This is a genomic window from Clostridioides sp. ES-S-0001-03 (assembly GCF_020676075.1).
Taxonomy (GTDB): Bacteria; Bacillota; Clostridia; order Peptostreptococcales; family Peptostreptococcaceae; genus Clostridioides.
In genome coordinates this window covers 282,830-295,049 of the sequence record NZ_JACVWJ010000001.1, presented here as the reverse complement: position 1 = coordinate 295,049, position 12,220 = coordinate 282,830, and the positions used below count along the sequence as shown (strand labels likewise).

Annotated in this window: 8 protein-coding genes; 1 reads left to right on the top strand and 7 read right to left on the bottom strand. The window is 25.4% G+C overall.

Annotated features, from left to right (window positions below; all coding sequences use genetic code 11):
* Positions 1 to 310: 310 nt before the first annotated feature.
* From IC174_RS01290 to dcm, 5 genes are all read right to left on the bottom strand, one after another.
* Positions 311 to 946 carry a type 1 glutamine amidotransferase family protein gene (locus tag IC174_RS01290; protein WP_227481927.1) on the bottom strand — a complete coding sequence of 212 codons (636 nt, stop codon included), beginning with the start codon at positions 944 to 946 and terminating at the stop codon, positions 311 to 313.
* A gap of 76 nt (positions 947 to 1,022) precedes the next feature.
* Entirely contained in the window at positions 1,023 to 1,985 is a 963-nt protein-coding gene (locus IC174_RS01285; protein ID WP_227481926.1) for a helix-turn-helix transcriptional regulator, read from the bottom strand.
* Positions 1,986 to 2,455: 470 nt separating this feature from the next.
* A complete protein-coding gene (locus IC174_RS01280; RefSeq protein ID WP_227481925.1) occupies positions 2,456 to 6,199 on the bottom strand; it encodes a hypothetical protein in 3,744 nt (1,247 codons plus the stop codon).
* A 260-nt stretch (positions 6,200 to 6,459) separates the two neighbouring features.
* Entirely contained in the window at positions 6,460 to 7,377 is a 918-nt protein-coding gene (locus IC174_RS01275; protein ID WP_074076128.1) for an RES domain-containing protein, read from the bottom strand.
* Positions 7,378 to 7,761: 384 nt separating this feature from the next.
* On the bottom strand, positions 7,762 to 9,192 hold the full coding sequence (dcm, locus tag IC174_RS01270; RefSeq protein ID WP_227481924.1) for a DNA (cytosine-5-)-methyltransferase: 1,431 nt from the start codon (positions 9,190 to 9,192) through the stop codon (positions 7,762 to 7,764).
* A 211-nt stretch (positions 9,193 to 9,403) separates the two neighbouring features.
* Between dcm and IC174_RS01265 the strand changes: the two genes are divergently transcribed.
* Complete coding sequence (locus tag IC174_RS01265; RefSeq protein WP_074136607.1) at positions 9,404 to 10,120, top strand: PmeII family type II restriction endonuclease; 717 nt, start codon at positions 9,404 to 9,406, stop codon at positions 10,118 to 10,120.
* A 243-nt stretch (positions 10,121 to 10,363) separates the two neighbouring features.
* Here the strand turns inward: IC174_RS01265 and IC174_RS01260 are convergent, their stop codons facing one another.
* Together IC174_RS01260 and IC174_RS01255 are read right to left on the bottom strand one after the other, a co-directional pair.
* Entirely contained in the window at positions 10,364 to 10,642 is a 279-nt protein-coding gene (locus IC174_RS01260) for a DUF6809 family protein (protein WP_021373711.1), read from the bottom strand.
* Between the two features lie 248 nt (positions 10,643 to 10,890).
* The gene (locus tag IC174_RS01255; protein ID WP_227482143.1) at positions 10,891 to 12,204 is read right to left on the bottom strand and encodes a DnaB-like helicase C-terminal domain-containing protein; all 1,314 of its coding nucleotides are present in this window, start codon (positions 12,202 to 12,204) and stop codon (positions 10,891 to 10,893) included.
* Positions 12,205 to 12,220 lie beyond the last annotated feature (16 nt).

Here is a 12,220-nt window from a genome sequence, read left to right as displayed (position 1 = left end):
CTATGAGTGGTGGTTTCATATAGTCCTAGTTCTTATAGTGTGTACTCTGTATAGAACTAATTATAAATTTTATTATAGGAGCTATCGTTTCTATTTGTATTGCTATAAGTACTAATTACATATATGATAAAATAAAAAACCACTTATCTATTGGTCGTAGAAAAAGTGGTTTAGAATTTGAATTTAAAATTAAATTCAAGTTCACTAAAAAGTAATCTATACTAGAAACCACTACTCTACCCACTAGATTATAGTTTCTTTTTATTTTATCTATAACTATATTATACTACATTACATTTAAAAACAAACCTTAAACTTCTTTATTACAATTCATTAGTTCGAAAAAATATTTAGAATCATGAGTTTTATAAAGGTTTAACCAAGAACTTAATGCTTCTTCTTTAAAAACATCTAAAACTTTTAAAACTTGTATCGTAAATTCTAATGGTGCAATTCCTGAAGCAGTAATTAAATTTTCATCATTAACTGCAGATTCCATTTTATAATATTTTTCTCCAGAATAACTTGGTATCACCATTTTTAGAAATTCTAAATCATTACTTGTATGATTTCTAAAATCTAGTAAACCCTTTTTAGCTAGCCCTAAAGTAGCACCACAAATAGCTGCAACTATAGACCCTTGTTCAAAAGCTTCTTTAGATTTTTCTAATATTTTCTCATGACCTATAGATGTCCAAGTATTTCCCCCTGGCAAAATTAATAAATCATTACTTTCCATATTAAACTCATCAATTGTAAGCTCAGGTAAAACTTTTAATCCACCCATTGTTATAATAGGATTTTTATTAACTCCTACTGTAAGTACTTTTAATGGTTTTAATCCTTTTTTAAAATATCTTCCTGTATTTAATTCAGCAGTTAAATATCCAACTTCCCAATCTGACATAGTATCAAATACATACATATATACTTTTCTATTTTTCATTTTTTTCTCCTTATATGATTAATTAATATACCTAATTGTAAAATAACTTAACTGACATACTCTGTCAGTCAAGTTATTAAATTTGATAATGATTAATTAATTCGAGTAAATTTTCAACCATTTTATCTCTAAGACTTAATGGTTCAATTATTTGTATCGATTTTCTATAAGGTATAAGTATATTTGGTATATAGGTAAATATTATATCTTCTTGAAGTTTAAATATTACTTTATTTGGAGTCCTTTCTTTCAAATAATATCCTAGAAGCCAATGCTGACATAAGTTGTCCAATGCATTCATCCTTCCTTCTATAACTAATGTTATAAGATTATCTTCATCTTTTGTTTCATCCATAATCCCTTTTATAAAAAATTCACTTGCAGAGAACTCCTTTGGTCTACTAAAAGTATTTGATGTTTCTATGACACTACTAATTCTATCTACCCTAAAACTACGAATCTCATTTCTCATTTGACAAAATGCTACTATGTACCAATTATTATTCCAACGAACAATTCCATATGGATTTATAATCCTACATTTTGATTTTTCTTCACGACCTGTACGATAGTTGATTTCTATAGATAATTCATTTACTATACTATTTTTCAACTTTTTAAGTACAGATTCTATAGATATTTTTCCAGTGGGTTTTATTACTTCAAAACCTATTAAATGTTTTGTTAAAATTTCTTCTTGTTTTTGATTTGAATACATTTTTAACTTTGATGTTGCTTTATCTAATGTGTCATCTAAGAAACATCCCTCTTCTTTAGCAAATATAGCTGCATGAAGTAGAGCAGTTTGCTCTTCTGTATCAAAAAAAAGAGGTGCTTTAATGAAGTTATTTAAAAGGCTATACCCACCATTATGACCTGTATCTGAAATTATAGGTACTCCACTAGCAGATAATGCATCAATGTATCTGTAGACAGTCCTTATATTTATTTCTAGTTTTTCAGATATTTGTTTTGCAGTAACTTTTTTATCTGAGTTTAATATCCATAATATAGACATCATGTTGTCAATTTTAGCCATATAGTTTTACCCCTTCATATATGTTTTATAAGTTAATTATATATGTTATTAGAATAATTTTCACAAAAAAAATATTAGCAAATTGCTAATATTTTTGGTGGCTTTTAATGGTGGAGACGAGGGGAATCTATAAGTGGTTATTTGATTGTTTTGTTGTTTTTTATAATGCTACTTATATAAATACTTATATGTATTTTTTAGATATCTTTTTATAGTTTTTCTTACTCTTCTTTTCTACAATTGGGGTATAGTTGGGGTATTTATTTTTAATTTTCTTTTAAATACTTCTTTTAATTAATATAACATTAGATTTTCAATATTCTATATAATAAATTACTTATATTACCTTTTTCTATAAAAAATAACTGCTAATTATTATTTCACAATTTCATAAGTTTCTTATAATAGATTACAAATAAACCTTGTTTTATTATAGTTATTTTTTCACCAATCACTAAAGTTCATATAACCTAGTATATTCTTTCCTCTAAAATCTCTTCTATTTCTTCTTTTTCAATTCTACGTTTCCAGATTTCAATATTTTCTATAATGTGTTTCTTGTGCTTTAATAATTCTATTCCTGTAAAGTATGTCATCAAGGACTCATAAAATTTAATTCTTTGTTCCATGTAAGGAATCATGCTTCCTGTTCCTCCCCAATGATTTGGTTCAAGCTCTAATCTGTTGAATATATCATAATCTTTATTTAACTGAATAAAATAAATGATGCACTCTCTACGTATATCAGCTCTTAATTCGGAAATCAAACTAAAGATACTAATAATTTTTTCATTTTTACAATTATCAAAAATAATATGTTTTAACCAACTTATTTGATTATTTGCTTTTACTTGCTCTTTTTCTTCACATGCTAAAATACTTGTAAAGAATGATTTTAAGTTCCATTTATATATATCACTAGATTTTTCAAGTTCATAAAAAATATTATCAAATATTTGTTGATAATTACTACTTAGCCAACATGCACTAATTCTATCAATTTTACTATTTCTAAGCTTATTTATATTACCAATAATATATTGTATGTATAGTAATAGCCATGAATCATCATTTTCAATAAAAGCTTTAATAAAGACTCCAGAGTGATCACGATTGAAATCATAATTTATACTTTTGAAATAAATATCTTGCAAAAGCAAGGTATTATCTTTAAAAATATTAATAATTTCAGATGGTTTATAAGCTTTTTCATTAAAAAATAAACATAAATAAATGTGTGCAATAAAAGGACTATATTTAAATTTATCATTTATAATTTTCACAACACTAATATATATATCTGGTTTTAACTCTATATATTTATCTAGAAACCTCAAATTTCTATATGCAGATTCATTGATATTTTTATCATCCTCTTCTTTCAGAAATTCAAATAATTTTTCTATCCACTCTTTACTTACTTCATCTTCAGGAATTGCTTCGAAAAAAGCGTACTTCCATTCATTTTTTCTAGCAAAATCTTTATGATTAATAAGTTTAAGTGTTTTATTTACTCCAATATGCTTAAAAAGCCTTCTTATATTTGATTCAGGATATAGAGATAAATTATAATCACTATTGAAATAACAATTTATAAATGTCAAATATTTACTTTTATTATGCTCTAGTGCTTGGCAAAACAATTCAATTCCATTATTAATACTCCAAGATTCATCTGGTAGTTGTTTAATGATATCATTACATATACAAACAAAATCATTTAAATACTCTTCTTCACACTCTTTAGCATACTCTTCTATAGCTATCTTTCTTTTTTCTTCACACTCTTCATAACTAACTTTACATTCATAATATTTTTCTGATAATAGTGAGTATATAGACCATTCCTTAGCATTAAATATATCTTCGAAGTTATTATTAATTAAAATGTTATAATGACTGTACTTTTTAATAATTTGATCACATACTTTACAAGTCATCAGAACATTAAACTTTCTTACATTTTTAATTATAGACTCAATATATTTCAAATCAAATTCTAAAACCTTTGAATCTATTTCTTCATACCAGCCTTGTGAGTAATTTAAAATAATTTTTAAAATTCTATCTTTGTAAGTATCATGTTTACTTAATTCAATAAGATTAGTCCAAATTATATCTCTGTATTCTTCAGAACCTCTTGTTAACTCTACTGAGATTGTGTATATTGTAAATTTTTTTCCATTTATTTCAGTAGGTGAAAAATTTAAAGATAAAAATTTTTCCGCAACATTAATAAATAAATGTTTCATCAATTCATTATCCTTACAATATTTAGAGAGTATTTGAGCTGTATTTTTCAAGACATAATAATCTGTACTATAAGAATACTTATCTACTCCAAAGTATTCAACTAATAATTTATATATTTCAATAACTTTACTTTGTTTTTTATTACAATATATAAATATAAGTTCAAGTGCTTCTAAAATATAATCACTATTTCTATATTCTCCTAAAGTTAATAAAATTTTATCTGTCAAGCAATCTAAATGCTTATCAAAATTAATTGTTTGTATATCAATATTTTCTATCTCTGTATATTCAATCATTTGTTCAAGATATAATAATGATTCAATTGGTTTAAAGCTCCAGAATGTCATTAAAAATTCAAAGAATAACTCATCGTCTTCTTTTTCATATATATCCCATACCTTATTTACTTCCTCTGATATGTACTTTTCTGTTTCTTCTGAATGAAATATGTTTAATAATATATTAATAATCCTAACTATTCCACCTCTAAAATTTTTGAAACCTATATTTAAAATCTCTGAAAATGGAATTAGTTTTTTTTCAAAAAAGGTATGATAAATCATATAATTAGACAAACATTGATCTGATATACGTGCAACTTTATCATAATATATGTCAATAAATTCCATACCATGTAAAAATTTTAAGTTTTCAATAAATTCAGACTCATCAATATTAAATAAATCAAATATTGGATGTAATTTATCTAAATAATCCAAATTAATAGTATGTAAAATGGCTATTATTCCAGCAGATAGACACATTTTATTGTTAGTTGATATAACACTTGATTGAATATATTTGCTATAATATATTTCATATAATTTAGTTGCATCTCTAATACTATTAATATTTTGATTATCTTTAGCTAATTTACCTGCTAAAAAAGCTATTCTAGGATTGCCTTCTGCAATATTAACTATTTTTTCTAGATATAAATCATTTATTATTTCTAAATTTTCTTTAAGAAATTCTTTTATCTCATCATCTTCCAATTTATTAAGTTCAATTTTTTTTGGTATAACAAATTCTTTTATCTGATTTATGACATATTTTCTAGCATAGTCTCGTACTGTTACAATGATTTTAACATTATATCCATGCTTTACCTTGTTTAAATATTGTAATATATGCTTAAATCCATTAAGTTCATTCGCATCATCTACAAATAGCAAATAATTACCTGGGACTGGAATATATGATGTTAAATCTTCATATATTGGCAAATCATTACTACGAATACATAGTATTCTATACGTATTTTCTGCTGAGAACCTATTCATTCCCTCTAATACAAACCTTGTCTTACCTACTCCAGCTTTTCCAAATACTACAACAACTCTATTAAGCTTAATTTCTTCTACAAGTTCTTTAATTTCACTTTCACGAAATTGAAAGTTTGTTGATAATGGAGCTATCATTTCATTAGAATCATACCTTCTAATAAACTCATCAATACTTGATATCTGATTTGTATCAATACTTATACCTAAAAAATCTTTAGCTAGTATCGGAAAATATTGATAAACATCATTAGCAATTCTATCAATCCCATATAAACTAAGTAATATACCACATTCCTCACATATCTTATATAATTCTTTATCTTTACCTGCATCTAATGTTGAAGATGTGTGACAACATATTATCTCACTTATATCAATTCTATCAATTCCTGTCTTCTTTTTATCAAGACATTTGACGATATCTTCTTCTATTTTAGAATTAATACCTGCTTGTTGTGTTGTATAAGCAACAAATATATACTTTCCAGATTTCAACTTGCTTTTAAAATATGTGTCTGGATTTCCTGTTGTTGTTTTCATTGTTCCTGATTTCATACCGAGTTCAAAAATTCCATCATATCCAATACGTGATAGGTACTGATCACAAAACTCTTGAAATGCTCCTCCTTCTAATTGATTTATTTTATCTTTAATACTAGTTAGTTTAGACATAATTATCACCCTTTCAAATATTACTTTTACTCAAAATATATTTTCAAGTTAAGCATTTAAATAAATTGAGAGATTAATCATCTTGTAATTTACAGTTACTTTGATTTTTAATTTTATTCAAAAGTACTTATATAGCTAATCTATTATAAGAATTTATTTTATTTTTTTTTCATAATTTATTAGTTCAAAATCAACAATTAATTCTTAAATCATATATTATACACTTACTTAAATATAGTTATATTTGATAAACCTTAAGTCTATATATCTATAGTATAGTTTTTGTTTACACTTTTTACTTCTTCAATAAAAGTTGATTTTGTTCCACTAATTTTGTATAAATATATATTGCCCTTTGGATTTACATAAGTAGGATTAAATAAAACTAAATTTTTACCACTACTATTGCGTGTGCTTCTAAAAATAATTCCATTATACCTTTTATTTTGGATATAATTTGCAAATACATGGAATGGAGCATATTCGTATTCTTTTTCTTTAGCATTATCAGTTTCAACTAACTCAAATATATAATCTGATATAAGCTTCAAATAAATATAGATTAAATACTTATTAATCTTCTTTTTAATTATTTCTTTATTCTTCAAGTTTGAAGATATATAATATATTTTGGATATTATTTCATCATACTTATAACTATCAGCAATAGTTAAATCTAATACCTTTAATTTTGTATATTCACTTGGAACAATAAATTCCATAATAGATACATAATTATTATTATTCTTTAATTTATATGCTCCTAATTCTTTTATACATGTTTCTTTTACATTCTCAAAATTATTTTTACAGCCATTATCTTTTAACTCAACACCTAAATATATAAATACTCTATCTTTTGGATTAAATCTGTTTATAGAGACATATTTTTTATTTGGAATAAATCTAGAATAATTATTACATTTCTCACCTACTCCTCTTAGTAAAATTTTTATGTTTCCCAATTTAACATCTATCTCTTTTCCCCTATACTTGAACATATCATCAAAATTCCTGTAGAAATCTAAGCATAAAATTTTACTCAAATCATCATATTTTATTTTGTCAATAGATAATTTTTCTTTCGCATCATTCCACTTTTTCTTTACATTATTTCCAATATATTCTGATTTTTTACTTAAAAGCAATCTTTCATGCAATGTACATTCCAATTCCATATCTTTAAATCCCCCTAGTTTGTACTTTCTAATTCTACACTTTGCATTCTATTTATAAAAATAAATTCAGTGATATAATAAATTTTATATAATAGTATATCTTAAATATTTTAAAATTTCTTAAAATTATTATATCATACCTTGATATTGTCAAATAATCAAAATGCATTTTTAAAAACTTATAATTCATACTTAAATTGTGCATACCTCAAATACACAATTTGTAAAAAATTATTATATTTTACAAACACCTTTTTCTAATAAATTTTTTATTCAATTTTTATATAGCTAAAGTACAATCTAGAATTTTATCACAAAAACAAAAAATACTAGCCATTTAAGACTAGTATTTTTAGTGTTTATATCCAAATATTTATATAACAGTTAAATTATATACTCTTCTTCAGTTATTGCAACTTCCTCAGTGACATATATTTTTTCTATTTTATTGAGATAATCTACTATACTTAATCCAATAGCCTTTCCTAGCTTAACAGGAACTGCATTTCCTATCTGCTTGTACACCTGGCTAACTGACCCTGTAAACTCCCATTCATCAGGAAAACTTTGAATTCTAGCATATTCTCTAGTTGTGAATGGTCTAGTCTCATCTGGATGACACCTTTCAGTTTGCTTTTGTGCAGGACTACATGTTAAAGTTAGACATGGTTCATCCCAACTTATTCGCCTTGCCATACCTCTTTTTCCTCCACCACTATAATAGCTTTTTCCCATATAATCCTTTGCCACCTCATCTGGTAAATCTATCCAACATCCACCTGGTGGTACTAAATCTAACACTTTTTTCTTCTTCTCAGGATATCTAGCTCCTTCAGATTTTGGAACATCTTTAAGTGCATCTCTTAATGTAACAATATATTCTAAAGGCTTAGGGAACTTAAAATCTACATATGACAAGTCTTTTCTTGTTCCTATTATAATAACTCTTTCTCTCTTTTGTGCAACTCCATAGTTCACAGCCTTTAATATCTCATACTTTACATTGTATCCAATCTCACTAAATACATCTATCATAGTCTTTAATGTTTTTCCATCATCATGAGATACAAGACCTCTAACATTCTCTGCTAAAAACACCTTCGGCTTTAACTCTTCTAGAATTTTAGCATAGGAATAAAACAATGTCCCTCTTACATCCTCTAACCCTAGCTTCTTACCAGCATAGCTAAATGCTTGGCATGGATAACCACCTGATAGCAAATCTATCTCTATATTATTATCAATATAATTCTTTATTCCATTTTCTGCTATTTTAACAATGTCACCCTGTATAACATTCCAGTCTGGTCTATTTAATTTTAATGTATCACAAGCATATTTATCCCATTCTACTAATCCAACCTCTTTAAAACCAGCTTTTTCAAGACCTAATGCTAATCCTCCTGCTCCTGCAAATAATTCAACACATGTATATGCTCTTTTAGCTAGTACATTACTTATATCTATATGTTTATTACTTTTATTTCTCTCTTTAGGATTTAATTCATATTCACTGAGTTCTTTATATGTACAATCTCTATGCTCTATATAATCTTCATTACTGCTACAAATATTTGTAAATTTCAGTTGCTTTTCATTTACATCTTCCAAACACATAATTTCATCGAATCCAATATCTAACACTTCACATAATTTTTCTACATTGCTTTTTATAGGTGTAAATTTTTCTGATAATATTGCAGATAACTGATTCTTAGTTATGCCCATATTTAATGCCAGTTGATTCTGACTTCTTATATTTTTCTCTTTCATAATTTTTCTCACTCTATTTTTATCAATAGTTATTTTTTTCATTTAGTTCACCTCTTATAGATAATATACCCTTAAATAGTTAATAAAATACATTAACTATTTAAGGATATATTATCATAATTCTAATTTTTATGTAAGTAGTTATAAAAACTTAAAATAAAATATCTGTAAACAACCTAATATTACCTCATAATTTTACACATTATGGAATATATTGTATAATGACATTAATACTTTTTAGGGGGATTATTTTATGACTGAATTAGAAAAACAAGAAATACTAGATAAAGCCAAAGATTTTTTCACCAATACTTTGGTTGCTAATCATAAAAAGAATACTATTAAGTTAAATTTAAAGGCATTTAATATAAATCCTTTTTTAGTTAAATACTTAGCTAGTTTCTTAACAGGATCAAATAAACCTGAGGATATTGCTAAAGCATTGATTTATCCAAGAGTTTTAGGTACTTCAATTAATACTTCCTTTGGAACTAATTTACAAAAATTCTGTATTACCACTTTAGATGGTTTTGCCTCTACAACTTCTGGCATTGATATAGAGTTTATTGATTGTATTGATGGTAGAAGGAAATTCTGTCAAATTAAAGCTGGACCAAACACTATTAATAAAGATGATGTTAAAACCATAATTGACCACTTTAGCTCAGTTAAAAGACTTGCTAGAACAAATGGACTTTCATTATCTTATAATGACTTAATTGTTGGTGTTTTTTATGGAACAGAAAATGAGCTTAATGCTCACTATAAAAGAATTAATGAAGAGTATCCAGTAGTTGTTGGTCAAGATTTTTGGTATAGGCTTACTGGTGATGAAAATTTTTATTTTGATTTAATAGATACAATTGCTCAATCTGCTTTAGAAGAGGATTGTACTGTTTTACTTAATGATACAATATCCAATCTAGCTGATGAAATTTCTAAAGATAAATCTTTATTCAATCAAAAGTAATATAAAAATGATTAAATAGCATAATTTACATTTTTAGATATTTAAAAATAACATTCACCAAACAAAATTATTAAGTGAAATGAAATGTATCTTATAAAAGCTGAGCTATAAGTAAATCTTTGTAAACACAAATTTACTTATAGCTTTTTTATGTTCAAAAAACACAAATTATATACTATTTAATATATTATAAACTTTTATTTGTTATACCCTCTACTAAATTTCTAACATCTCTTATATAAATTAACTATTTAATAATTCAATCATAAATCTAGCTCCTGCCTTAAAACCAAGTTTATAACCAAGCTCTCTTTCAATCTCTATAACTGAATTAAACAAATCATTTAACTCTATTAATACATCCATTTTCTTTTCTTCTGATAAATTTTTTTCTAGTAATTTATTAACTTTCTTAATTTCTTTACATCTATCATTATAATACTCATCTTTTTCTAGTACTTTCCTATACATGTGTTCATTTATCCAATAATCAAAATATATTTCTATAATTTCATCATACATTTTAGTACCTCCTTGACTTTCATCAGGTACTTAATATATACTTAAATTGCTAGGTTAGTGTACATTAAGTACCTAATTTATAAAGGTAGTTGTTATATTTATATGGCAACTACCTTTTTCTAATAAGTGTTTAAATCTAAACTCAATATATTTTAATCTATATTACATCTAATTAAGTTTTATATATTTACCATTCAAAACTCCTTGAAACATAATTTATCTATTACTCAATAAATCATGCTTCTTTTTTATATCTCTTGTATCTTCTTACATTCTTCAAAGGAAAACAAATTTCCTATATACCAATATGGTCTAAATCCTGATTCACCATCTCTATTTTTAGCAACAATAATCTCACTTAAATTAGCACCAAAACCTTTTTCTCTTCGTCTCAACTTTCTTATATCTTCAATTCCCATTGTCTTACAATAATTAAGAGCTTCTTTTTCTGTAGGTCTATGAATATATATAACTGAATTAGAATCCATATATATCTGCTTTGAGCTTCTCATTACTCTATCCCCTTTAGGTCTTTCATCCTTCAATTCATCATTTAATTGAGCAAGCTGAATAACTGGTATATTAAAATCTAAAGTAATCTTTTTTATTTGCCTTGATAAGTCAGCAAATTTAGCTTCTCCTACTTCTTTACCTTCATAATCCAAAATTTGCAAATAATCAATTATGACTAAGCTAGGCTTAATACTCTTTATTTCTCTCTTTATCCCTGATATTGTATTTACAGAGTCATTTATATAAAGATTATTTTCCTGATTTATTATGCTTAAAGCTTGTATATATTTAACTATTTCTTCATCATTTAGATTTCTATTTTTCATCTTTACAACTGATATTCCAGTTAGTGATGCTATATTTCTAAATAGAATCTGTATATCGCTCATTTCTCCACTTATAAAAAGTACTTTCTTACCTTGAAATATTACATTTCTAAGTATTTGTAACGCCAATGCTGTTTTACCTCTTCCACTTTTAGCTGCTATTGTAGTTAGTTCACCCCCATATAAACCTCCTATAGTATCATCTAAGAACTTTATTCCAGTCTTAATACCTTCATTTATTTCATCATTTATATATTCAAAGGCTCTCTCTGATATGGCTGTTATACTTGAATCCTTTTTTATTAATTTCTGATTAGCTTTATTTATATCATTTTCTAACTGATATATAAGGGTATTATCATCTATTTCGCCAAGACTGAATTTATTGAATTTATCAATTATATTTCTATTTTTGTATTTTTCAATAACTATACTTACATAGCTCATGAAATTTGATACTGTTGGAACTATTGTTGACAAACTAGTGATATAGCTTATACCTCCAATATTATTCAAATGACCTTTTCTCTTTAATTCTTCTGTAAGAGTTATTATATCTATTACTTCATTTCTCTTATTTATTTCTTTTATAGCCTTAAATATGTATTTATGTTCCTCATGATAAAACATGTCTTCATTTAACATTTGCTCTAACTCTTCTACTATTGTTGAGTCTAATAAAATGCTTCCTAATATTGATTGCTCTGCTTCTGTATTTTTAATTAAGTTGTTTGAATTG

Coding starts and splice junctions, on each gene's coding strand:
- IC174_RS01285 (WP_227481926.1), bottom strand. CDS start 1,985: ATGGCTAAAATTGACAACATGATGTCTATATTATGGATATTAAACTCA.
- IC174_RS01290 (WP_227481927.1), bottom strand. CDS start 946: ATGAAAAATAGAAAAGTATATATGTATGTATTTGATACTATGTCAGAT.
- IC174_RS01260 (WP_021373711.1), bottom strand. CDS start 10,642: ATGTATGATGAAATTATAGAAATATATTTTGATTATTGGATAAATGAA.
- dcm (WP_227481924.1), bottom strand. CDS start 9,192: ATGAAAAAAATAACTATTGATAAAAATAGAGTGAGAAAAATTATGAAA.
- IC174_RS01280 (WP_227481925.1), bottom strand. CDS start 6,199: ATGTCTAAACTAACTAGTATTAAAGATAAAATAAATCAATTAGAAGGA.
- IC174_RS01265 (WP_074136607.1), top strand. CDS start 9,404: ATGACTGAATTAGAAAAACAAGAAATACTAGATAAAGCCAAAGATTTT.
- IC174_RS01275 (WP_074076128.1), bottom strand. CDS start 7,377: ATGGAATTGGAATGTACATTGCATGAAAGATTGCTTTTAAGTAAAAAA.